Origin of the sequence: Amycolatopsis pigmentata (assembly GCF_042684065.1) — a bacterium.
In the GTDB taxonomy this organism is placed as follows: Bacteria; Actinomycetota; Actinomycetes; order Mycobacteriales; family Pseudonocardiaceae; genus Amycolatopsis_E; species Amycolatopsis_E pigmentata.
Window position 1 is genome coordinate 132,760 of record NZ_JBHUKR010000019.1, and the last position, 22,491, is coordinate 155,250.

General features: G+C 68.5%; 19 protein-coding genes. 13 read left to right on the forward strand and 6 right to left on the reverse strand.

The window, feature by feature from the left end:
* Positions 1 to 16 precede the first annotated feature (16 nt).
* From ACFSXZ_RS29855 to ACFSXZ_RS29870, 4 genes are all read left to right on the forward strand, one after another.
* Entirely contained in the window at positions 17 to 973 is a 957-nt protein-coding gene (locus ACFSXZ_RS29855; RefSeq protein WP_378268647.1) for a TauD/TfdA family dioxygenase, read from the forward strand.
* 51 nt (positions 974 to 1,024) lie between these two features.
* Positions 1,025 to 2,350 (forward strand): serine hydrolase domain-containing protein, encoded by a 1,326-nt coding sequence (locus tag ACFSXZ_RS29860; RefSeq protein WP_378268649.1) that lies wholly within the window; start codon positions 1,025 to 1,027, stop codon positions 2,348 to 2,350.
* Positions 2,347 to 2,592 (forward strand): MbtH family protein, encoded by a 246-nt coding sequence (locus ACFSXZ_RS29865; protein ID WP_378268651.1) that lies wholly within the window; start codon positions 2,347 to 2,349, stop codon positions 2,590 to 2,592. Before ACFSXZ_RS29860 ends, ACFSXZ_RS29865 begins: the two co-directional genes overlap by 4 nt.
* A gap of 276 nt (positions 2,593 to 2,868) precedes the next feature.
* Positions 2,869 to 3,606, forward strand: a complete 738-nt coding sequence (locus ACFSXZ_RS29870) for an AAA family ATPase (RefSeq protein WP_378268652.1) — start codon at positions 2,869 to 2,871, stop codon at positions 3,604 to 3,606.
* Here ACFSXZ_RS29870 and ACFSXZ_RS29875 read toward each other — a convergent pair.
* Together ACFSXZ_RS29875 and ACFSXZ_RS29880 are read right to left on the reverse strand one after the other, a co-directional pair.
* Positions 3,545 to 4,981: a sialidase family protein gene (locus ACFSXZ_RS29875; RefSeq protein WP_378268653.1), complete on the reverse strand. Its 1,437-nt coding sequence runs from the start codon at positions 4,979 to 4,981 to the stop codon at positions 3,545 to 3,547. The genes ACFSXZ_RS29870 and ACFSXZ_RS29875 overlap by 62 nt on opposite strands.
* Positions 4,982 to 5,117: 136 nt before the next feature.
* The gene (locus ACFSXZ_RS29880; protein ID WP_378268654.1) at positions 5,118 to 5,792 is read right to left on the reverse strand and encodes an IclR family transcriptional regulator; all 675 of its coding nucleotides are present in this window, start codon (positions 5,790 to 5,792) and stop codon (positions 5,118 to 5,120) included.
* A gap of 231 nt (positions 5,793 to 6,023) precedes the next feature.
* Between ACFSXZ_RS29880 and ACFSXZ_RS29885 the strand changes: the two genes are divergently transcribed.
* The 4 genes from ACFSXZ_RS29885 (at position 6,024) to ACFSXZ_RS29900 (ending at position 10,123) form a co-directional block, all read left to right on the forward strand.
* Complete coding sequence (locus tag ACFSXZ_RS29885; protein ID WP_378268656.1) at positions 6,024 to 6,287, forward strand: hypothetical protein; 264 nt, start codon at positions 6,024 to 6,026, stop codon at positions 6,285 to 6,287.
* Positions 6,288 to 6,317: 30 nt separating this feature from the next.
* A complete protein-coding gene (locus tag ACFSXZ_RS29890; RefSeq protein WP_378268658.1) occupies positions 6,318 to 7,277 on the forward strand; it encodes an MBL fold metallo-hydrolase in 960 nt (319 codons plus the stop codon).
* Between the two features lie 29 nt (positions 7,278 to 7,306).
* A complete protein-coding gene (locus ACFSXZ_RS29895) occupies positions 7,307 to 9,031 on the forward strand; it encodes an FAD-dependent monooxygenase (protein ID WP_378268660.1) in 1,725 nt (574 codons plus the stop codon).
* A 69-nt stretch (positions 9,032 to 9,100) separates the two neighbouring features.
* Positions 9,101 to 10,123: an LLM class flavin-dependent oxidoreductase gene (locus ACFSXZ_RS29900; protein ID WP_378268661.1), complete on the forward strand. Its 1,023-nt coding sequence runs from the start codon at positions 9,101 to 9,103 to the stop codon at positions 10,121 to 10,123.
* A 3-nt stretch (positions 10,124 to 10,126) separates the two neighbouring features.
* On the opposite strand, the gene ACFSXZ_RS29905 is transcribed toward ACFSXZ_RS29900, so the two are convergent.
* The 3 genes from ACFSXZ_RS29905 to ACFSXZ_RS29915 are packed head-to-tail and all read right to left on the reverse strand — an operon-like array spanning position 10,127 to position 12,524.
* Complete coding sequence (locus tag ACFSXZ_RS29905; RefSeq protein WP_378268663.1) at positions 10,127 to 10,450, reverse strand: DUF4387 domain-containing protein; 324 nt, start codon at positions 10,448 to 10,450, stop codon at positions 10,127 to 10,129.
* Positions 10,443 to 11,819, reverse strand: coding sequence for an acyclic terpene utilization AtuA family protein (locus ACFSXZ_RS29910; RefSeq protein ID WP_378268664.1), 1,377 nt, complete (start codon positions 11,817 to 11,819; stop codon positions 10,443 to 10,445). The genes ACFSXZ_RS29905 and ACFSXZ_RS29910 overlap by 8 nt, the downstream gene beginning before the upstream one ends.
* Before the next feature lie 27 nt (positions 11,820 to 11,846).
* Complete coding sequence (locus ACFSXZ_RS29915) at positions 11,847 to 12,524, reverse strand: GntR family transcriptional regulator (RefSeq protein WP_378268665.1); 678 nt, start codon at positions 12,522 to 12,524, stop codon at positions 11,847 to 11,849.
* A gap of 88 nt (positions 12,525 to 12,612) precedes the next feature.
* Between ACFSXZ_RS29915 and ACFSXZ_RS29920 the strand changes: the two genes are divergently transcribed.
* The 4 genes from ACFSXZ_RS29920 (at position 12,613) to ACFSXZ_RS29935 (ending at position 18,201) form a co-directional block, all read left to right on the forward strand.
* On the forward strand, positions 12,613 to 13,974 hold the full coding sequence (locus ACFSXZ_RS29920; protein WP_378268666.1) for an MFS transporter: 1,362 nt from the start codon (positions 12,613 to 12,615) through the stop codon (positions 13,972 to 13,974).
* 161 nt (positions 13,975 to 14,135) lie between these two features.
* On the forward strand, positions 14,136 to 14,759 hold the full coding sequence (locus ACFSXZ_RS29925) for a helix-turn-helix transcriptional regulator (RefSeq protein WP_378268668.1): 624 nt from the start codon (positions 14,136 to 14,138) through the stop codon (positions 14,757 to 14,759).
* Between the two features lie 162 nt (positions 14,760 to 14,921).
* Positions 14,922 to 17,528 (forward strand): helix-turn-helix transcriptional regulator, encoded by a 2,607-nt coding sequence (locus ACFSXZ_RS29930; protein WP_378268670.1) that lies wholly within the window; start codon positions 14,922 to 14,924, stop codon positions 17,526 to 17,528.
* 103 nt (positions 17,529 to 17,631) lie between these two features.
* Positions 17,632 to 18,201, forward strand: coding sequence for a hypothetical protein (locus ACFSXZ_RS29935; protein WP_378268672.1), 570 nt, complete (start codon positions 17,632 to 17,634; stop codon positions 18,199 to 18,201).
* A gap of 66 nt (positions 18,202 to 18,267) precedes the next feature.
* Here ACFSXZ_RS29935 and ACFSXZ_RS29940 read toward each other — a convergent pair whose 3' ends face one another.
* Positions 18,268 to 21,504: a TIM-barrel domain-containing protein gene (locus ACFSXZ_RS29940; protein ID WP_378268673.1), complete on the reverse strand. Its 3,237-nt coding sequence runs from the start codon at positions 21,502 to 21,504 to the stop codon at positions 18,268 to 18,270.
* Between the two features lie 457 nt (positions 21,505 to 21,961).
* Between ACFSXZ_RS29940 and ACFSXZ_RS29945 the strand changes: the two genes are divergently transcribed.
* Positions 21,962 to 22,491, forward strand: a 530-nt coding sequence (locus ACFSXZ_RS29945; protein ID WP_378268675.1) for a WXG100-like domain-containing protein, incomplete at its 3' end; no start/stop codon positions are given.

A 22,491-nucleotide genomic window follows, 5' to 3' on the forward strand; every position in this document is an offset into this window, starting at 1 on the left:
GGAGAAGGGCTATCTCATGAGCAGGCTTTTGCTGGACGAAAGGGAATCCCAGCTGATCGAAACGTTGGTCAGCGACCTGATACGGGCCGACGAGCCGTGGGATCCGGTACGGTTCGCCGATCGGGCCGTGCTGCTTGCCCAGGAGCTGCCGGTCCGGCTCAGGCAGTTCCTCGCCGAGGTGCGCGCCAACGAAGAGGAAGTGGCCGTGGTGTCGGGCCTGCCGATGGATCCGGAACTGGTGCCGACACCGATCGGGTGGGAGCTTGCGGCGAAGACCGGTGCGGCGCAGCGTGAGGAACTGCTGCTGCTCCTGTGCGGCTCGGCGCTGGGCGAGCCGTTCGCCTGGAGCGACCAGCAGGACGGGCGACTCGTCCATGACGTGTGCCCGTCCCCGGGCATGGAACAATCCGCCACCAGCGCGAGCAGTACCGGCGCGCTTTCCCTGCACACCGAGGACGCCCATCACAGCTGCCGAGGCGACTATGTGGCGTTGCTGTGCCTGCGCAATCCCGACGCCGTGTCCACGACGTTCGTCCGGGCCCGATCACTGTCCATTCCGGACAAGGAACGGCTGGTCCTGAGCGCGGACAGATACCGCTTCGATCCCGACCATTCGCATGTCCGGCTCGACTCGTCCCCCGATTCGGCCGAGTCGGGCGCGATCCTTTTCGGACCGGAGGACCGGCCTTATCTCCGCATCGACCTCGACATGATCGCACCGGTCGCCGTGATGGACGAGGAGGCCGATGCCGCCGTGCACAAGCTCACCGAACTCCTGCACGGCCAGTGCGAAAGGTTCGTCCTCGCACCGGGTGAGCTGGTCTTCGTCGACAACTACCGGGTCGTGCACGGGCGAGACAGTTACGTGCCCCGTTACGATGGCCTCGACCGGTGGCTCAAGCGGACGAATCTTTCCCGCGATCTGCGCCGGGCTTTCATCCGGACCGGTGCACGTTCTCGCATCGTGACCTGACGGCCGTACGTCATCGCATCGCCGCAGCACCGAGCCGACCGAGGTGTGGCCATGGATTTCAGTGATCTTCGTGAAGAAGTCGAACAGCGTGCCCGGAAATATCTGGTCCCGGGCGCCCAGCTCGTTATCGACCGGCCCGGTGAGACGGTGTCGATCGCGGTGGGGACGGCCGAGTACGGCACGGGCCGGGAGGTGACCGGTGAGTCGAGGTTTCCGGTCGGGTCGGTGACCAAGGCGTTCACCGCGACACTGGCCATGCAGCTGGTCGCGGACGGCGAACTCGCACTCGACCTTCCCCTGACCGAGTACTTACCTGAGTTGACGGGTTCCGGGCACGACAATTTCGCCGGTGTGACGTTGCGCCGGTTGCTGAGCCATACCGCGGGAATCGTCTGCGACCACGAACAGTCCGTTCGCGGTTCACGATCGCTGCGCGGTTTGGCGGCCGCCTGCCGAGAACTCGAACCCCTGCACCCGCCGGGCCGGTTCTTCTCCTACTCCAACATCGGTTACGGACTGATCGGCTGCCTGATCGAGAAGACATCGCGGGAAAACTGGTGGGACCTGATCGAGGAATTCACCCTCGGTCCGCTCGGTGTCGATCCGGCTTGGGTGGTGGATCCTCGCGCGGGCCGGCCGGCGCCAGGCATCGTCAGCGGGCACACCGTCGGCTCCGGCCGGGACGAGGTGCGGCCGGTCGACGTTCGAATACCGGCCGTGTGGGCGCCGGCCGGTGCCTTGGCGCTCAGCGCGGAGGACGTGGTCGAACTGGCGAGAGGACATTACCGTACATCACGTCATGGGTTGCTCGGTCCGTCCGAAACAGCCGAGATGCACAACGCGGTCGATGGCGCGGAACCCTTCGGTTTCGCCGACGGCTGGGGTCTGGGCTTCGCCCTGTTCGATTCCGGTTCCTCGCGCTGGATCGGCCACGAAGGCACCACCGGAGGATCGACCTGTAATCTTCGCGTCGAGCCGGCGAGCGACATGGCCGTGGTACTGACGACCAACGCCACCTCGGGACAGATGCTCTGGGACGACATCGTGCCCGTCCTGCGCGAGCGTGGCCTGGATGTCGGATCGTATTCCCCGCGAAGGCCGTCCTCGTCGATCCCTGCCGGGTCAGTGGACTGCCTGGGGGAATACCGCAACGGTGAACTCTTCTGGACACTGACCCGGCAGGGTGCCGGCCTGATTTTGACCGACGAAACGGGCGCGCGGGATGAGGTCGCCCTGTGCGACGGCCTCCTGCTCCGCGCGGATAAGGGCGGCGTGGTCGGCCGGCTTCTTCGTGACGGGAAAACCGGCGAAATAACTTATGGACAGGTCGAAGGACGTCTGTTCCGTCGGCGACACATTGTGGGAAAGGACCGATGATGAATACGAACCCGTTCGACGATCCCGATGGCACTTTCCTGGTGCTGGTCAACGAGGAGGGGCAGCATTCTCTCTGGCCGGCGTTTTGCGCCGTGCCCGAGGGATGGCAGGTCGCGCGTGGCGAGTGCGGCCGGGCCGCCGCTCTGGAATATGTCGAAGAGAACTGGACGGACATGCGTCCGAAGAGCCTGGTCCGCGCGACGACGGCAGTAAACGAGATCCATCAGGACGATGGATCGTGATCACGGGAGCGTGACGAGGATACGGTGCCGATCGTGACCAGTTGACCAAGGTCGACGACGGCACGGAGGGCGGTCGCGGACCAGGGAATCGCGCCCGGCGGTTTCGCCGGGCGCGACCCGGATCCGGTCGTCGTGGCCGTTACCGGCTCTGGCGGGTCGCCGAGATCGGCGGCGGCGACCTCACCGATCCGCCTGATCGTCCATGGCGTGCGGCCTGCCTGCCGGTCCGCGGGCGGCCGCATACCCTGGTACCGAACAGGTTGAGGAGGGAGAGCCATGCTCGTTCGCCGCGCCCACGTTCCCGATGGCCTGCGGCCGGAGTCGATGGACTCGTGGCCGTACACGGTGCCGTGCGTGCGGGAATTGATCGAGCATGGGCTGGAGTTCACCGCGCCGGTGACCTTTCTGGTCGGGGAGAACGGTTCCGGCAAATCGACCGTGATCGAGGCGATCGCGGAGGCCTTCAAACTCGACGCCTACGGCGGGCGGGCCGGTCGTAAGTACGCCGGCGGCCGGCCCAAAACGCCCCTCGGCGAGACCCTGAGGTTGGAAACCACCGCCGCGGGAGCGCGAATGCGCGCCGGTCCGCGCGGCAAACGCAAGGGATTCTTCCTGCGGGCCGAAACCGCGTTCGGACTCATGAACGCCGTCTCCGGGATGCACGGCTATTGGGAGGCCGACACGAAGGCGATGAGCCACGGCGAAGGCTTCCTGACCGTGTTCACCGAGATGTTCCGCGAACCCGGCCTCTACCTGATGGACGAACCCGAAGCCGCGCTCTCGTTCACCTCCAGCCTGCGACTGGTCGCCCTTATGCAGGATCTGGGCAAGTCCGGCGCCCAGATCATCTGCGCCACCCATTCACCGGTGCTCACCTCGACACCCGGGGCCGACATCATCGAGATCGGCGAACACGGCACCCACCGCACCAAATGGGACCAGTTGGCGCTGGTCACCCTGTGGCGTCGCTACCTGGCCGACCCCGCCGCTTTCCTCCGTCACCTCGACCCATGACGACGGCGTCGCCGGTGCCGTCCGTGCCGGCGAAGACGGCGAGGAAATCCCGCCCGGCGGCCGCCAGACCCTGTGTGCTGCCCAGGAAGAATCCCGGTGGTCCGACGCCGATGTCGGTGGCCGCCCGGGTGTCGAACGAGGTGCCGGTCAGCCGCTCTTCGGCGCACTCGGCGAGGTCCGGCCGGCAGCGCACCAGCCAGCGGTCGGTCCACAGTGGAGTGTTGTCGTCGTCGTGCCGGAAGTCGTAGCTGGCAACCCCCACCGTGCCGTCCCTGGCGACGGCGACCGTGGGCGCGAACGCCTGCCGGCCGGCGACCGGGATGGTGGCCGGCGTCGCGTTGACCCGGACCGGGGGCGACCAGGTGTGCCCACCGTCGGCCGAGACGGACGCCGCGATCGCGTCGGCGATGCCGTTGGTGAAGCGCGCGTCCTGCCAGGCCACGTAGACGCGGCCGGTTTCCGGGTCGACCGCCGCGGCGGCGACCAGGCTGCTGCCGGTGTTCACCGGATGGTGGTCCCGCGGATCGTAGGTTCCCCGAGAGGACAGGCCGGCGACCGTCGCCGGCGCGGACCAGTGGGCTCCATGGTCGGTCGACCGCATCACCGCGATTTCTTTGCTCTGCCCGGCCGAACCGGGCTGCCGGACCAGGGTGAACACGTCCAGCAATGTCCGGTCCGGCAACGCCAGGAGTTGATGCCCGGTGGCCAGTGCGCCATCGCCGGTGTCGTAGGCGAGCACGGGCGGATCCCAGTCACGGCCCGCGTCCCGGCTGCGACTGACGTAGACGCGTCCGCGATACGGCACGCCGTCGAGGAATGGCTCGGAGAACTTCGGGGCGACGCTGTAGACGGATCGAGGGTCGGCCGGCTCAGCGGTGATCGCGCCACCGGAGAATCGCCCGTTTCCCGGCCGGTCCTCCGACACGACCAGCACCGGCACACTCCAGGTGCGACCGCCGTCCACCGACCGCGACGCGACGCGGCCGGATGCCGGGCCGTCGCCGAAGACATGCGCGGACAGGTGGAAGACACCGTCCGAGCCCGCGGACAACCACACGTTGTCCACGTAATCGAAGGCGCCGCCCGTGCACCGGGTCAGGCCAGGCACCGGCGCCCGTTGCCAGCTCCGCCCGCCGTCAGCGCTCGCGCCGACGATCACGCCGCGAAAGCGGTCCTGAGTCCAGGCGGCGACCACCGCGCGGGAGTCGCGTGGGTTCACCGCCACCGACGGCTCCACCGCGCCCGTGGGCAACTTCCCGTCCAATGCCCGTGGCGGGCAGCCGGCGAACGGGCTTGGTCCCGACACGCTCACCGTCCGCGCGGCCGCGTCCGCCGCCGGTGCGCAACTCGCCAGCGCGATCACCAACAGGCTCAACCACAACGTTTCACCGATTCTTCTTCGTTTCGCCCTCACCCGGACCATGGTCGGCTCACGAGGGCGTCACGGCGTCCGCACCGGGGCGGCAATCCGGGTACGACCAGCGCCGTAGCGGCAGAACCGAGGCCGCTGGTCAACTCGCCGTCAGGCGCTCGGCTACGGCCGTCAGGAGGGAAATCGCTTCCTGCTCGTTGGTCCACCCCGGTGCGTAGAGCACGCACGCCGCGGCGACCCGGCCGTCGCGGAGGTGCACGGGGACCGCCACCGAACTGACCCCGGGAAGGACTTCGCCGGTCGTGCGGACGTGACCGAGTTCGCGTGCGAGGGTCACTTCCGCGCGTTCGCCCGGGCGCGGCGGCCCCGCGGCGAGGATCGCCAAGCCGGGCGCGCCGCGGGTCAGGGGATGGCGGGCGCCTGGCCGGTAGGCGAACGGGGTGGAGGTCGCCGGGGGTTCGGCGGTCACCAGGGTGACCGCGTCATCGCCCTGCGGTATCGCGAGAAACGCCGTGGCGCCGGTGGCTTCGGCGACCTGGGCCAGCGCCGCACGGGCCGCGGTCTGGAGTTCGGTTCGCACGGCGGCGGCCACCGGCAGCACCGACGCCCCGATTTCGTAACGCCCGTTGCCGCCACGCCGGAGGTAGCCCCGTGCTTCGAGAGTGGACAGCAGCCGGTAGGCGATCGAGCGATGGAGACCCGTGCGCGCCATGACATCGGCGGCGGTGCACGCGCCGGCTGCGGCGACGACCTCCAGCACCGTGAGCCCGCGTTCCAAGGTCTGGAGGCCGGCGGGAGGTTTGCTCGCGGTCATGTCTCCCCTTGAGGCTGTGTCAGGTCTGGCACGTGTTTCCGCATGAGGTGAGTAGGTGCGCGCGGGGGCCGAAGGCTTCGGATTTTCGGAGGCGGGCTGCCCGCCTGCTCAGGGCAGGCCGACCGCGGAGAGTCACGGCCCGTCTCCGCAAATCCGATCGCGCGCCTTGGCAACACAGCCTAGACTGCATCTCGGAAATCGAACGACTGTTCCGATAATAGAGACGGGCCGGTGATGGTGTCGATCGGTGTCGTGGGTGCCGGGATCCGGCCCACTTCCGCGAGTACTACGAATCCACCATCTGCCCCTCGCGGGGAAACTCCCGGGACTGCGGGCGATGCGTTACAGCTTCGAATTCTCCGGCGGGGCGACCACGTCCTGTTCATCGGTGAGGTCGAGCATGTCGAATATCGCGACGGGACGCCGTTGTTGTTCTCCACGGGCGCCTACCGCGCGTTGCGTGCCGGTCTCACCGAAGACGTCTTCTTCTCCTGACCTCTTCTCCTGACACCGAAAGGAATCCGCATGGCCAAGCCGTTCGCTTCCTCCGCCGACACAGCCGCCAAGGAACAGAAGCTGGAGGTGCTCGCCGACGGCGTCTACGCCCTCACCGCCGAGGGCGACCCGAACATCGGCGCCATCGAGGGCGAAGACTTCCTCGTCTGCTTCGAAGCGCTGGCCACTCCGGTCGCCGCGAGGAAATGGCTGGCGAAACTGCGTGAGCACACCGACAAGCCCGTGCGGTATCTGGTATTGAGCCACTATCACGCCGTCCGTGTGCTCGGGGCCAGCGCGTTCGACGCCGAGACCATCGTCGCGCACGAGAACACCAAGGCGCTGGTGGCCGAGCGAGGGAAAGAGGACTGGGAAAGCGAGTTCGCCCGCATGCCACGGCTGGCCGAGGGTGCGGGCTCCGTGCCGGGACTGACCTGGCCGACGCTGACCTTCGCCGACCGGCTCACCATCGACCTCGGCGGGGATCGCGGGGAACTGGTGTTGCGGTGGCATGGGCGCGGGCACACCGAAGGGGACATCACCGCGTGGCTGCCCCGCGAGAAGATCCTGTTCGCCGGTGACCTGGTGGAGGCCGAAGCCGCGCTCTACACCGGCGACGCCTTCCACCGCGAGTGGGCGGAATCCACTTTGGACAGTTTGAAGGCACTCGGCGCGGAGCAGCTCGTCGGCGGCCGTGGCGGGGTGAGCCGGGGGCGGGAGGCTGCCGACGCCGCGATCGAGCAGACCAGGAACTTCCTGCGGGTGATGATCCGGGAGGTGGGCGCCGTGCGGGAGCGCGGAGGCACGCTCAAGGAGGCCTTCGAAGCCACCCACACCGCGCTGGCGCCGCGGTACGGGCACTGGCCGATTTTCGAGCACTGCCTGCCGTTCGACGTTTCCCGGTTGTGGGACGAACTGTCCGGTGTGGAGCGTCCGGTGATCTGGACCGCCGAACGCGACCGTGAGGTCTGGGCGCAGCTGCAGGGCTGAGGTCATTCGCGACGACAGGAGCATCTCCGATGTCCATCGAACCCTGGCCGGGTGAGCCGGTCCTCGTCCTGGGCGCGGGCCCGGTCGGGCAGACCACGGCGCTGTTGCTGGCGCACTGGGGGGTGCCCACGATCGTGCTCGACCGGCGCCCCCGGCGCGATCTCGTCGGCTCCAAGGCGATCTGCCAGCAGCGGGACGTGCTCGACGTCTGGGAGACGGTCGGAGCGGGCAGGCGGATCGCGGACGAGGGCGTCACCTGGACCACCGCGCGGACCTTCCATCGGGACGCCGAGTTGTTCAGCTATACCTTCGCCGAGCCCGGCCGGCCCGCGTTTCCGCCCTTCGTCAACATTTCCCAGGCCCGCACCGAGCAAATCCTCGACGAGCGGATCGCCGCAGAGCCACTGGTGGACCTGCGCTGGGACCACGAGGCGGTCGCGATCGACCAGGACGCCGAAGGGGTGAGGATGCGGCTGGCCGACGGTCGCGAGGTCCGTGGCTCCTACGTCGTGGTGTGCGCGGGAGCGCGCTGCGACGAACTGCGCCGTCTGCTCGGGGTGCGTTTCGAAGGCCACTCCTTCGACGACCGGTTCCTGATCTGTGACATCCGGACCGACCTGCCGGGCTGGGCGACCGAGCGGCGCTTCTACTTCGACCCGTCGTGGAACCCCGGCCGCCAGGTGCTGATCCACCCCTGCCCGGACTCGACCTTCCGGATCGACTGGCAGGTCCCGGCGGATTACGACCTCGACGCGGAAGCCGCCTCCGGGGCGCTGGACGCACGGATCCGCGCGATCATCGGCGAGCGGGACTACGAGATCGTGTGGAAGTCGGTCTACCGCTTCCACTCCCGGGTGGCCGATCGCCTGCGCCTTGGCCGGGTCCTGCTGGCGGGCGACGCCGCGCACCTCGTCTCACCGTTCGGCGCCCGTGGCCTGAACTCCGGTGTCGCGGACGCGGAGAACGCCGCGTGGAAGATCGCCTACGTGGGGCGTGGCTGGGCGCCGGAGGCCCTGCTCGGCACCTACCATGTCGAGCGGCATGCCGCGGCCCGCGAGAACCTCGCGGTCACCACGTCCACAATGGACTTTCTCGTTCCCCCCGACGAGGAACGCGCACGCCGGCGTGCCGACATCCTCGCCAGGGCCGCCACCGACTGCGCCGCGCGCGGGATGGTGGACTCGGGCCGGCTCGCCGAACCGTTCTGGTATGCCGACTCGCCGTTGACCACGCCCGATCCCCGGCGCCCCTTCGCGGGGCGCCCTCCGCGCGGTCAGGTGCCGCCCGCGGGCCCGGGCGTGCTGCTGCCCGACGCGCCCGTGGCCGGAGGGAGGAGCAGGGGACTGGCCCGCGACGGTTTTCTGGTGTTGTGCCACGGGGAAAGCAACACGGCCGCCGCGGCGACCTTACCCGGGCCGGTGCGGGTGCGTACGCTCGGCGAGATCGATCCCGATGGCGCGCTGACCGCGGCCCTCGGCTCCCGGCCCGGCGAAGTGTGGCTCGTCCGCCCCGACGCTCATGTCGCGGCGGTCCTCGACCATCCCGCGCCCGGCGACATCACAGCGGCACTGGAGCGTGCCACCGCCCGAAACATCGAACACCTGGAGCGGATCGACTCCTACGTCGGCATCGGCCGGGCGGAAGGGGCGCGGTTGCTCACCGGTGGGGCTTCGGCCCGAGGCCTTCACCGAGGTGAAGAGCATTTGGACGCGCCTGGCGTGATCCCCCCGTCGGGGCGCCGAAACCCTCCGTGACCGGGTCGACCTGGTCACATCAGACCTTGTGAGGGAATCAATCGTGGCCGCTGGACGCTGATACGGACCGTGAAGAAGATTGGCTTCCTGTCGTTCGGTCACTGGTCGTCGACCGCCTATTCGCAGACCCGGTCGGCGTCGGATTTCCTGCGTCAGTCCATCGACTTGGCGGTGGCCGCCGAGGAGCTCGGGGTGGACGGCGCGTACTTCCGCGTGCACCACTTCGCCCGGCAGGCGGCCAGTCCGTTCCCGCTGCTTTCGGCGATCGGCGCGCGCACGTCGAAGATCGAGATCGGCACCGGCGTGATCGACATGCGCTACGAGAACCCGATGTACATGGCCGAGACCGCCGGTGCGGCCGATCTGATCTCCGAGGGCAGGCTCCAGCTCGGCATCAGCCGTGGCTCCCCGGAACAGGTGATCGACGGCTGGCGCTACTTCGGTTTCGCCCCCGAGGACGGCGAGACCGACGCGGACATGGCGCGCCGGCACACCGAAGTCTTCCTCAAGGTGATCGAAGGCGAGGGCTTCGCCCGGCCGAACCCGCGGCCGATGTTCGCCAACCCGCCGGGCCTGCTGCGGCTCGAACCGTACTCCGAGGGGCTGCGCGACCGCATCTGGTGGGGCTCCGGCTCGAACGCGACCGGCGTCTGGGCCGCCAAGCTGGGCATGAACCTGCAGAGCTCGACGCTGAAGAACGACGAAACGGGCGAGCCCCTGCACGTCCAGCAGCGTAAGCAAATCGAGGCATACCGTGAGGCCTGGCGAGAGGCGGGCCACGCGCGGGAGCCGCGAGTGTCGGTCAGCCGCAGCATCTTCGCTCTCACCGACGACCGGGACCGTGCGTACTTCGGTAATGACAGCGATTCACGGGACCAGGTCGGCATGCTCGACGAGCAGACCAGGGCGATCTTCGGCCGCTCGTACGCGGCCGAGCCGGACGTGCTGGTCCGGCAGCTCAAGGAGGACGAGGCGATCGAGGCCGCGGACACCCTGCTGCTGACCATCCCGAACCAGCTCGGCGTCGACTACAACGCACACCTGCTGGAAAGCATCCTCACCCACGTGGCGCCGGGACTCGGCTGGCGCTGAGGGTCACGGAAGGGAGAGGTTCGCCAGCGGGACGTGCTGTTGCCCGGAGTGCATGTCGCGGTCGGCGAAGCTGCCCTGCACGACGCGTCGTGGGAAGGAGATCTTGACGACGCGGATGTGCGGTAACCGGAAGACGGTGACGTCGGACGGCGAGACCCCGTACAGCGCGGCGACGATGTCCTCGGAGATCACGCCGGGCGCGGCGGCCCGCTGGTAGTCGGCGTCGGTGGCGAAGAAGACATCGATGGTCATCCAGAACGGTCCGGCGTTTTTGGTCCGGACCAATTGCGCCAGATCTCCCACGGTCCGGGCGGTCGTCTCAGTCATGGCTGACCTCACTGTGCTTGGTACGGAACAGTTCGTCGGGCGTGGTGACGTCCACGGAGTGGTGCAGTACGAACTCGTAGACGGCGCCGCGCTCGATTTCGGCGGGTGAGGTCACGAACGCGAAGCTGGGCAGGTGGTCCATACCAGGCAGCGGCAGGTGCAGCAGCAGCGGATTGGCCACCTTCGCGATGCCGGTCGCCACTTCCTGGGTGCTCGCCCGCACCTTGAACAGCACGCCGATCTCACGAGGCGTGCCGCGCTCGGGTTCCAGGTCGCCGAGAATCCCGTTGTCGCCGTAGCGGATCACGGCGATGTCGTAGTCGCCCGGCTCAAGGTCGAGCAGACTCTTCACGCGGTCGGCCAGAACCGACTCGAGCCGGGCGACCCAAGTGTCCATATCGGACAGGATGTGCGGGTCACGGATGCCCACCAGGGAGATGGTCTCGTAGCCGGTGCGTGCGCTGCCTTCGAGCTTGATCGTGTACTGCGCGGCGGGTTCGAAGGCCGAGCCCTCCACCCGAACTCGCCGATCGTCGAGCGCACGGTAGGTGGCGCCGCTGGTGTCGAGGGTGCCGGAGGGCTCGCGCATCCGGAACGGGTCGGCGTTTTCGTAGATCATGTGTGCCGCCACCGAGGTGGGGGTGGCGCTGGACCCGGGATCGAGCGACTCGACGGTGAAACCCTTGTCGTCGACCTCGATCAGGACCCCGGCCAGGGGATCGGTGGTGCAGTGACCGCCGCACTCGGCGGTCTTCGCGGCATGCCAGGCAGGGCCGGGCTCAATGTCGCGTAAGGCGGCCAGCGCGGCCAGGGGAGCGGTGTCGGTGGCGCGGCCGGTGAGCACGACCTGCGCCCCGGCGCGGATCGCGTCCGCGATCGGCTCACTGCCCAGCACGCCGACGACGTGTTCGCACGAGCCAAGGATATCGGCGGACAGCGGCCCCAGGGGGGCGAGCGGGTTGACGCGTCCGGCGTTCAACGCCGAGACCAGTGCGTCGATGGTCTGCTCGCTGTAGATCCGCGCCAGGCGGAAGGACAATCGGCGCTCCCGCGCGATGGAGGTCACCAGGTCGGCGACCCAGTCGACCCCGGCGTCGGTGCCGCTGGTGCCGCAGGACGACACGATCAGCGGGATGTCCGCCGCGCGGGCGGCGGTGAGCAGGATTTCGAGGTCCCGCCGGACCGCGGCGGCGCTGGTCTTGGCCGTCGCGGTGCCCAGGTAGTAGGGACCGGAGTCGGTCGACCCCCCGTCGACCACGATGGCCTCGGCGCCATTGTCGATGCCGTAGGCGACCGTCTCCGGCGGGAAGCCGCCGCCGAGCATGCCGGCCGGGACGAGGACCCGGATCCGTTTGTGTGGGGTGGTCATAGTGCCTCTTCTTGTGGCCGCGCCCGGTCAGCGGGCGTGTTCGAGGATGTAGTCGGCGGCAATGAGCAGTTGCCGCCGTAGCGTGGTTTCCACCAGATCGGCGTCGCGGCCGCGCAGCGCGGCAAGGAGTTCACGGTGGGCGCGGATCCGGTCCAGTCCGACGTCATGGTCCTTCTCGTGCATCGCCTCGACCGCTTTCTTCCGCGCGGTCCAGCCGAACACGGACAGGGTGCCGACCAACCCGATGAGCACGTCGTTGCCGGTCGCGGTCAGGAGTAGTTCGTCGAACCGGCGAGCCAGGCCGAGCTGGTGTTCCGGGTCGCCGCCGGCGGGGTCCCGCTCCAACTCGTCGACCAGCCGGGTCATCTCGTCGAGCGTTTCTCCAGTGAGCTTCGGGACCGCGAAGCGGGCCGCGGCGGCGCGTACCACGGCTTCGGTGTAGAGCACCTCGCGCAGGGTCTCCTCGGAGTGCGCGGCGACGCGCAGGTGGCGCGGCCCGACCCGTTCGATTAGGCGTTCCTGCTCCAAGCGGGAAAGCGCTTCCCGGACGATGGTGTGACTCACCCCCAGCCGGAGTGCCAGGCCGCGCTCGGTCACTCGCTCGCCCGGCGCCAGTCCACCGACCGCGATCTGCTCGCGTAATGCCCGGTAGGCGCGTTGCCCGAGCGACTCGGGCCGGTCGAGTGCCGAGAGTTCCGCTGTCATTTCGCTCGCCTCCCTTCCTTGGTTCGCCAGCTTAGTCTAGCGTACGTGCTCTATGCTAGAGCATCTAGCAATCGAGGGGAGTGATCACATGGGTGACGACACCGCTTCGGCCACGGTGAGCCGGGTCAGCGCTGGTGAGCGGCTGGACCGGCTACCGCTGTCGCGCTGGCATCGCCGGATGGTCCTGCTGATCGGGCTCGGATCGTTCTTCAACTTCTACGAAGTCGCGCTGGGCAGCTTTTTCGGTGTGCTGCTCACTCCGCAATGGCACCTGTCGCCCACCCAGCAGGCGCTGGTGGTCGGTGTGGCGTTCATCGGCGAGATGATCGGCTCGCTGACCCTCGCGCCGTTGGCGGACCGCTTCGGCCGGCGTCTGCTCTTCCAGGTCAACCTGATCAGTTACGCCGTGCTGTCCCTGGCCGGCGCGTTTTCGCCCGGCCTCGGGGTTTTCCTCGTCCTGCGGGTGCTCACCGGGATAGGGCTGGGCGCCGAACTGACCCTGGTCGACACCTACCTGTCCGAAATGCTGCCCGCCGCGAAACGTGGGCGTTGCACGGCGTGGAGCTACACGTTGGGGCTCCTGGCGGTGCCGGTGGCCGGGGGCCTGGCCAAGTCGGCGACCGGCACCGTCTTCGGCATCGCGGGATGGCGCTGGCTGCTGGGATTGGCGGCGCTCGGCGGCGTCGCCGTCTGGCTGTCGCGCCGCCGGTTGCCGGAGTCGCCTCGTTGGCTGGCGGCCACCGGACGGGAGGCCGAAGCGGAAGCGGTGGTGCGGCAGATCGAGCGCGCGGCCGGTGCCGACCCCGAGCGTGTGATCGCGACCCCGGAGAGGAAAGCGCCCGAAACGACCGCCGCGACGGGAAAGCCTGGCGCCGACTCGACCCGGCGGCGCTCGCTGCTGCTGTGGGCGATGTGGATCCTCGGGCCGATCGGGTTCTACGGGTTCGCTTCGATCGCGCCGATCGTGTTGCTGGCCAAGGGATTCGATCTCCAGCACTCGCTGATGTTCTCGGCTCTGACCGCGATCGGTTATCCGCTGGGTTCCTTGGTGTCGGTCCACCTGTGCGAGCGTGTCGAGCGCCGTAACCTGCTGATCGGGAGCACGCTCGCGATAGGCGTGTTCGGCACGGTGTTCGGCAGCGCGACCTCCATCGGCCTCATTCTCGTCGCCGGTACCGCGAGCACGCTCAGCTCGGTGGTGCAGTCCAATGTCAGCCACATCTACCAGGCCGAACTGTTCCACAGCGGCAAACGCAGCACGTCGATCGCACTGCCCTACTCGGCATCGCGACTGGTCAGCGCCCTGCTTCCGTTGGTCGCGGTCGGCCTGCTGGCCAGGATCGGCGCCGGTGGGATGTACGCCGGCTGCGCCGCGCTGCTCGTGGCGCTGGCCGTCCTGGTCCGCTTCCTCGGACCACGTACCAACAACCGGCGGCTCGACACCATCTGAGCGGGTCAGCCGGGTCGCGAAGCGTAATAGAGGGTTTATGAAGTAGCGCGCAGCAGGCTTGTCCCCAGACCCCGGAGGTTGTTGCCGTGGGGAAGGCCGCCCGCTTTTCCGGCACGGAATCGGACTGCGGGGATTGTGTGCCGATGCAGCGGAGGATCGAGATGGACCGGGTCAGAGTGGGTGTGTTCGCGGCGGATTCGTTGATGCAGGAGGGGCTGACGAGTTTTCTGCGGACGCGCCCCGAACTCAGGGTGGCCGACCGGACCGAACTGGGTGAGCGTGACGTGATGGTGGTTCAGGCGGATCGGTTGACCCGTGAGGTGGTGGCCGAACTGCAGAGCGGCGACGGCCGGGCCGTGGTGCCGAAGGTGCTGCTGGCGGGTGAGCTGCGGGACAACGAGATCGTTCACGTGGCCGAGTCCCGGGTGGTCGCGGTGCTGCCGCGGAGCCGGACCTCGGGGGACCGGCTGGTGGAGGCGATCGTCGCCGCGGCCTCCGGCCGGGGACTCATGCCCTCCGACGTGCTGGGCCGGCTGGTCGACAGCGTGCGCCGCCTGCACGAAGAGGTGCTGTTGCCGCGGGGGATCGGCTCCGCGGGGCTGACCGCGCGGGAGGTCGACGTGCTACGGCTGGTGGCCGAGGGCTGGGACACCGCCAAGATCGCGGACAAGTTGTGCTACTCCGAGCGCACGGTGAAGAACGTGATCTATTCGATGACGACCCGGTTGAAGTTGCGGAACCGTCCGCACGCCGTGGCCTATGCCGTGCGCGCGGGTGTCATCTGACGGCTCACCAGCGGATTTCCCGGGTTCCGGCGCGATAGAGGTTTCCTTGAGTCCCCCTTGGTCTGATATGTCAGGCCGGTGGGAGAGCGGCCGGCCCGGGGCGGGGGAGCCTCGATGCGAGCTAGGAGGACTGAAGTAATGGCGCGCCAGCGTGGAGGACTCGTGGGACGGCGAGCGGTGCTGGACGTCCTGCTGCACGACCGGCAGCGAGCGGGCTTGACCGTGGTGTGCGGTCTTCCGGGAAGTGGCAAGTCCGCCTTGCTCGAAGAAGTACGCCGGGAGCTGTTCGAACTGGGCGCCACCGTGCTGGAGGTTTCGTTCCGCGGAGACCGGCCCGAATGGGATTCGTTCGGTGTCTCGGCCGTCCTCACGGCGGTGCGGGACCAGTTCGAACTACTCGCCACCGACGCCCGCCTGCTGGAGGCTCTCGAAGCCGTGAGCAGGCTGTGGAGCGAGGAAACCTATGGCTCCTCCTGGGCCAGGTTCCGGCTGCTTCGCGCGGTCAGCAACCTGTTCGCCCGGCTCAGCGCGACCGGGCCCATGACGATCCTGCTGGACGACGCCGACAGCCTGGCTGATCCCGTCCTGGCGCTGGCGTCGATCCATCGCGCCGGCCATCCGATCGTCGCCACCTGCCGGCTCGGGCCGGACGGTGAGCCGGGCCTGTCCGCCGGGCTGGCCGACCGGATGCTCGAACTGGAGCCGTTGTCCGAGGACGAAACGGCGACCCTGCTGCGGCGCACCATGAACGCCCCCGTGGACGCCGCCGCCGAGAAAGCCGTCCGGAAAGCCCTCGGGCCGTTGTGGGGAAACCCGGGCACCCTGCTGTCGACGATGGCCGAACTCCGCCACCGCGGCAGGCTTGCCCTCGTCAACGGCCTGATTTGCTTGCGGGAGCCGGAAAAACCCGTTTCTCTGCCAGCCGGACATCACCTCTTCGAGGTGCTCGCTCCCTTCGGCGAGGCCGCTGATCAGGTCGTGCTGCTCGCCGCGAGTCCGGAGGGCCTGCGGGTCGAGGAAGTCCCGCTCCTCTCCGCCGCGGCCGGCCCGGCACTCGACCATGGCCGCGCCGTCGATCAGCTCGTGCTGGCGGGGGTACTCGACTGCACCGCGTCGGGGCTGCTTCGGTGCCGCTTCCCCGGACTCGGCGCCGCGATCGCCGAGCGGGCCGGGAGCCGGCAACGGCTGCACCGGGAAATGGCCGAGCGGATGCTGGTGGACGGCCCGCCGGAAAGCCACCAGACGCCTGTGCTGGCATCCCATGTCGCCGGCGCCGGGCAGACCCTGCCCCGACGCCCGGAACTGGTCGAGATCCTGCGCGAGGCCGAAGAAATGCTGGGGGACACCGACCACCGGGTGCGCACCGACTACCGCTACGCGGCTTGGTGGCACGCCGGAGGATCGGCCGCGCGGGCCGGTCTGCAGACCAGCCTCATCCGGCACCTCGTTCGCGCGGCCGACTACCCGGCGCTCGCCCGGTTTGTCCCCCAGGCGCTCGAAGGCGACCCGGGCTCCGCCGAACGAGCCGAACTCGCGGTCGTCGCGGCGCTCGCGGCCCTGCACCTCGGCCGTCCCGTTGCCGCGTCCGTGCGGGAAGGGCTGACCGGACGGACAGCGGTGCCCGCCCCGGTGGAGTTCGCCGACCGCTGGTTCGCCGGGGAGCCGGTCTGGCCGGACCAGATCGCCGCGTGTTTCAACCCCGCTTGGCGGCAGGCGGACCCGGGCGGCCGCTTTCCCCGGCCCAGGCGGCTCGACGGCCGGATCGCGGACGCGTGCGCCACCCGGGACCTCGTGCCCGTGTTCGGCTCGGTGCTGGGCCCGGACTACCGGACCCCTTCGGGCGGGCCCCTGGCGGCCTATCACCGGGTGTGCGCAGGTCACGCCGACGGGCGCTGGGACGACGCGCTGTCCGCCGCGCGCGAGCTGGAAATCCGGGACGACGTGGACGAGGCGGCCCGTGAGCACGCCCGGCTGCTGGCGGCCGAAATGTGCGGCTGGCGTGGTGAGGACCGCCGTGCCGCGGAATGGCTGGCCGCGGTGGGCGAGGCCGGTCGTTTTCCCCTGCTCAAGACCTGGGTGGAGGCGGGATCGCGGTATCACGGCGGCGACCCCGTCGAGGCTTTCAAGGTCGGCTGGCGTGCTTGTCACGCCGACGCGGGGGAAGCCGACGAGTTCGGTGCTTCGCGCCTGCTCCCGCGACTTGCCTGGCTCGCCGCGCGGGCCGCGCGACCGGACTGGAGCGCCTCCGTGCTCGGGATGGCCCAACTGTGGCATTCTCGATCGGGTTCCCAGCGTTCGTCGGAAACGGTGGTCCTGGTTCGCGGTCTGCTGGAAGCGGACGAAACCGGGATCCGCGCGGCCGAAAAGCTGGTCCGCCGCCGTGGCGAGGCGCTCGATCTCGTGCTGGTCTGCCAGGCTTCGGCCCAGGTCGCCGGCGCACCGCAGCGCCGTCTGCGCGAGGCTTACGAAATCGCTCAGTCCGTCGGAGCGACCCGGTTGATCGGTCAGGCGAAACGGGCGATGGAGGGTCACGGGATCGCCGTTCCCGTTACTCGCGCGCGGCGCCAGCACCTGTCCGACACCGAACTGGCCATCATCGAGGAGATCCGGCAGGGACGGACGAACCGCCAGATCGCGCGTGCCGTTCGGATCAGTGAGAAGACCGTGGAAAAATACCTCACCCGGCTCTACGCCAAGGCGGGTTGCCGCACGAGGCACGCGCTGGCGATTTCCGATCTCGGGCGCCGGCGTGACGCGATCGGCGCGTGATCCGATTCCGGCTTGGAAACGTGTAACTGACAAGATCGTCTGCACGGACGAATCCCGGTCCACCGTGGATCGCGGATGCGAAGGAAAGGTTCTTGAAGTTTTCATGGAAATCAAGGGGATCAAGGCCACGGGTGGGCTCGCCGCGATGGCGACCATGCTGACGCTGGGGCTTTCCGCCTGTCAGCAGCACACGGAAGGAGCGGCCAATCCGGTCGCGGCGTCATCGAGTGCGAATACTTCTGCCGCCGCACCGAGCAGCAAGGCGTCGTCCCAGGCCGCCACGCCGGGTGATGCGGTGTCCGCGTGGGTCACGCAGGTCCTGCAGGAGAAATACGTCGACGCGTGCAAGACGAGCGTCGCGATCGTGGCTCCCTCGACCTCGTGTACGGACGACGGCAACAACGACGTGATCTCCGCGTTCAAGCACTTGCACGAGGCGTGGGCGAAGCCGGGTGTCACTCTTCCGCCCAAGGGGAAGGTCGAGGTCGCGAAGATCGACGCGAAGGGCGACAGCGCGACGGTGCCGGACACGGCGGTCAAGGTGGACGGCAAAACCCTGCGCGACCTGGAACTGATCGGTTCGTCGGGCAACACGTCGTCGTTCAAGCTGGATCTGAAGACGCAGAAGAAGGACGGCGTCTGGTACGTCAGCGACATGCACATCAGCGCCTGAGCTTCTTCGTTGGTAAGGGGCGGTGTGCGGCTGAGAGCCCGCACACCGCCCCTGGTTCTTTATGTCCTAAAAGGACACCCGGATCGGTTTGGCGGTGTGTCGCGCGGGAACGCGCACCGTGAGGGTGTGCGTGGCGCTGTCCCAGGTCCAGCGGTCCGCGGTGACGGGGGCGTGGTCCGCGGTCACCATCCTCGGCGCGGCCTGCACACCGAGGAATTTCACGGTCCATTCCCGATCGGTGACCTGACCCGGGAAATGCCCCTGCGCCGGGTCGATCGCCACCGAGTGATGGCCGTCCTGTTCGGTATAGGTGATCCTGGTCGTCGCGGCCAGGGCGGGATTGGTGGTCGTGCCGTCGTCCTCGTAGAGCGAGAACGTTCCCGACGCGCCGGGGGCGACGGTGACCGTCAGTTTGGTCATCGGGTTCTGGACGTCGTTGGTCACGTTGTCGCTCCGGGTGGTGACGATTCCCCCGGCCCGCAGGAACACCGGCATCGTGCCGAGGTCCGTGGTGACCTGCTGCGTGGTGCCGCCGGCGTAGGTCTTGCCGGTGAAATAGTCGGTCCACTGTCCTGGCGGGAACCAGACCGTCGTGGTGGCCTGGGTGCCCGGGGTCGTCACCGGGGCGACGAGGACATCGGGGCCGTACAGGTACTCACTCGCCGCGGCGGAGTAGGCGGCCGGTTCGTCCGGGTATTCCAGGTAGGTCGGGCGCACCACGGGAATTCCGGTTGTCGCGGCTTCGTGGGCCAGGGTGTAGGTGTAGGGCACGAGATTTTCCCGGAGGTTCAAAAATCGCGTGGCCGAGTCCTTGGCATCCGCGCCGTACTGCCAGGGCAGACGGTCACTGTGGTTGCTGTGCAGCCGCTCGATCGGCTGGAAGGCGGCGAACTGCACCCAGCGGGCATACAGGTCGTCGGGCAGTTTGTGAGTCTGGTGGAGTTGTCCGTCGGAAACATAGGTTTCGCTGCCGGGAAGGCCGGTGGTGTCGTTGTGGCCGCCGATGTCGTGGCTGATCGCCGACATGCCGGTGGCGGCCGACTCGCCCGGGGTCGCGCCGACCTCCATCCGGAGGGTCCCCCACGTCGAGGACGTGTCACCGGTGAAGTGGATCGTGCTGCGCTTGTCCGCCCAGGGGCCGGTCGGCAGGCCGGTCGGGTTGCTGTAACCGCCGGACTGCAGCGAACCGTACGCGCGGGAGATCACGAAACCGCGCCCCCCGGACGACTTCGCCATGGCGGCCGCGTACTGCTGGTTGATCCAGGCATCCGGCGTCACACCGGCCAAAGTGGACAGTGAACCGTCGCAGCACCAGTCGAGCCACCAGAAGTCGTTGCCCTGGCTGGTCATTTCGGCGTGCAGATCGAGGTAGGCGGCGAGCTGGTCCGGGTCCGCCCAGTCGAACACGTAACAGTCCGTGCCGCAGGACTGGGCGAGCTTGCCCTTCGCGATCGCGTTGGCCCGGGGGAACTTGGGGTCGGAGCCGAGGATGCTCGGATGGATGTTGAGGGTTTCGTGCAGGCCCTGCGCGTGGACCCAGTCGAAGAAGGCCTTGGGGTCCGGGAACTTGGACCGGTCGATTTCCCACCCGTTCCAGGTGGAGGGGGACTTGAAGTCGGTGTCGGTGACGAGCACGTCCAACGGCACGCCTTCGGAGCGGAACCGCGGCAGAATCGTGTTCTGGTAGTCGGCCGCGGTGCGGTCGATGTACTCCGAGTACCACACTCCGTAGGCCCAGCGCGGAAGAAGCTCGGGCGGCCCGGTCAGGGTCGCGAGGTCGCGGAGCCCGGCCTTGTAGTCGTGGCCGTAGCCGAAGACGTAACCGTCCTGATAGGAGCCTCCCGGACGGGAGGGTCGCTGTGTCACCTGACCGGCGCGGGCGTCGTAGAACGCCGAAGGCGTGTCGTCGAGGAGGTACCAGCCGTCTTGATGCAGCAGGCCTTCGGTGGTCGGCGGGTTGCCGTTGTCGCCATTGACGCCGTCGAGTGCCCGGCGATAGCCGCCGAGTGCCAGATGCGGCGCCGGCGCGGGCGCTCCCGTGGGGGTCACCGCGATCGTGTCGGCATTGATGTGGCAACTCACCACGTCGGGGCAGCCGAGCACCACGTCGTTGGCCCCGGCCTTGAGGCCGACCGGCGTCGAGGCGGTGCTCCAGGTGTCCCAGTCGTTGGTGGCTGGGAAGGTCATCGGGTTGGACACACCGCCGACGGTGACGGTCGCTGTCCGGGTCTGGTGGAGGCCGTCACCCCCGACTCCGTTGGCGTAGCGGATGTTCAGGTTGTAGGTACCGTCGGCTGGAACGTCCACGACCCGGTGGGTGAGAGAAGAACCCTGGTTGAGTTCGGCGACGAAACCGGGACCGGAGTAGCCGGTGTGGTCCGTCGCCCGGCGCGCGGAACCCGTGGCCAGGCCGGATTCCGCCTCACAACTCGTGCCGTACTCGCAGTCCTCGAAGGCTCGCGCCGACGTCGGGGGGTAGGACGCGCCTGGGTTGACGACCGCGAGACTGTCGATGTTGACGTCCCCGGTGTCGGCCTTGGCACGGCCGATGCCGACGGTGTGGTGTCCCGTGCCGAGAGTGACGGGCACGGACGCCAGAGCCCAGGTGTTCCAGTCGGCCGTCGTGGGCAGCGCGAGCGTGCTGCTTCCTCCACCGTCGACGGAGAGGCTCAGCGAGCGCGGGATGTGCTGACCGTCTCCCGCGACACCGTTGGCGTAGCGGACGGTCAGCGTGTACGTCCCGGCGGCGGGAGCCAGGACGTCCGCGGAGACGCCGGAGCCGTTGGCCTCGAACCCGGCCGCGAAGCCTTCACCGGTGTAGCCGGAATGGTCCGAGGCCGTGCCCAGGCCGGTGAGCGTGAGGTCTTCGGCCTCGCACAAGGAACCGACGGGACAGGTCAGGTGGTGCCAGGGCGAAGCCTGCACGGGTGTCTGTCCCGAAGTGAGCCGCACGGCAAGGTTTCCGGCGTTGAACGGGCCGGATCCGAGCCGGTAGCTCAAGGTCGTGGCGCTGGTCCGGATCGTGAGGACGCCGCCGGAGGTCGTGGACGTGAACGGAGTGGCCTGGAAAGAGCCGCGGCCGATGGCGTTGAAGGTCGGGCTGTCATCGAAGGTTCCGTCGCCGGAATACTCCGTGCGGATCAGCGTCGGGGACAGCACCTGGAACCGCGCGTTTCCCGCGGTGACCGTCTGCGCCCTCGGCCGGGCGACGGCCGGAGCCGGCACCAGGCCCGCGGTGACCACGCAACCCGCGAGGGCCAAGGCGCAGGCCCGCCGGAAGGTTCTCTTCGTACGCGTCCTCAAGGCGGTCTCCGTCCTTGGAGGGGCCTGGGCGGCCCGAGCCTGGATATCACGAAAGTTTCACAGAACCTCCTGTGATCAGAGCACATCACTCCCCGAAATGTCTAGACCACCTTCCGAAATGCCCGAACTTCCGGGAGGGCGGGACTTTGGGGCAGATCTTCCGGACAAGGCTCGGGGAGACCCCCCGGTCGATCCCTGTACGGCGTCGTCCGGACTCCCCTCGGTGAGTGGACCTCCCCCTTTTGGTGTTCGGGCGCCCGCGTAACGCCGTGGCCGGGTCGCGCGCCGGTAGCTTCGGCCCGGTCACGGGTCTCGCCTGGGGGAGAGGCGCCTGGCACCCGACGGACATGAGCACAGACGAGGGCATGGAACGGCAGACACGGTATCGCGCGGCGGCTCGCGACGGCCGTGGTCCGCGCATGGCCGAAACGCAGGGCTTCGCAGGGGGTGTGGGTAGATGAGTGGTGGGGGTGAGGGTGAGTCGACTCATTTGCCTGCGCATTTGCAGAAGTTTTTCAAGGTTACGTTGGGGATGGAGTGGCCGGAGGCTTCTGAGGGTGGGTTGCGGGCGATTGGTGGTGCGTGGGCTGGTTTTGCGCAGGCGTTGAAGGGTTTTGAGGGGGATGTGGGGGTGGGTGCGTCGGGGGTGGAGCGGGCGTTGGAGGGGGCTTTTGGGTCGGCGGTGGTGTCGGTGTTGCGGGGTGATTTCGCGTCGGGTTTGGCTGAGTTGGTGGGTCAGGCTGAGGATTTTGCGAAGTCGGCGAAGAATACTGCGGCTGATGTGCAGAAGTCGAAGATCATGATGATTGCGATGGCGGCTTTTGCGTTGGCGACGGTGGTGGAGTTGTTGGCGTCGTTGTTCGGGTCGTTTTTGGTGCCGGCGGTGGAGGCGGCGGCGCAGGTGGGGTTGCGGGTGTTGTTGCGGGAGTTGTTGCAGAAGATCGCGTCGTTGTCGGTGCGTGAGGTGGCGGGGTCGGTGGCGGAGAA